The organism is Microtetraspora sp. AC03309 (assembly GCF_020826795.1).
GTDB lineage: Bacteria > Actinomycetota > Actinomycetes > Streptosporangiales > Streptosporangiaceae > Microtetraspora > Microtetraspora glauca.
In genome coordinates this window covers 1-452 of record NZ_JADDIL010000513.1, presented here as the reverse complement: position 1 = coordinate 452, position 452 = coordinate 1, and the positions used below count along the sequence as shown (strand labels likewise).

The following is a 452-nucleotide window of genomic DNA, read 5'->3' as shown; positions in this document are numbered from 1 at the left end:
GCAATGGGTTCGGTACACATCGAGAACCACATCACGCAGTACCGGCCGATCAAGGTGACCGACACCGTCAGCGCCGCCGTACACGCGGAGAATTTGCGTGAACACCGCAAGGGCCTGCTGGTGGACATCGTCACCGAACTCAAGGTCGGAAATGACCCGGCGTGGCACCAGGTGACGACGTTCCTGCACCAGCAGAAGACCAGCCTGTCCGGTGAACCGAAACCGGAACCGCAGAAGCAGCCGAAGCTGCCGCCGCCCAACGCGGTTCTGAGCATCACCGCGGGCCAGATTCGGAACTACGCGTCGATCGGCGGGGATCACAACCCCATCCACACCAACGCGATCGCCGCCAAGCTGTTCGGCTTCCCCACGGTCATCGCACACGGGATGTTCAGCGCTGCAGCGGTTCTGGCCAACATCGAGGGGCAGCTCCCCGATGCGGTCAAGTACTC

At 62.8% G+C, this 452-nt stretch carries 1 protein-coding gene; it reads left to right on the top strand.

Translation table 11 applies throughout. From position 1 onward, the window contains the following. Positions 1 to 54: 54 nt before the first annotated feature. Positions 55 to 452, top strand: a 398-nt coding sequence (locus IMZ11_RS44125; RefSeq protein WP_308066923.1) for a MaoC/PaaZ C-terminal domain-containing protein, incomplete at its 3' end; no start/stop codon positions are given.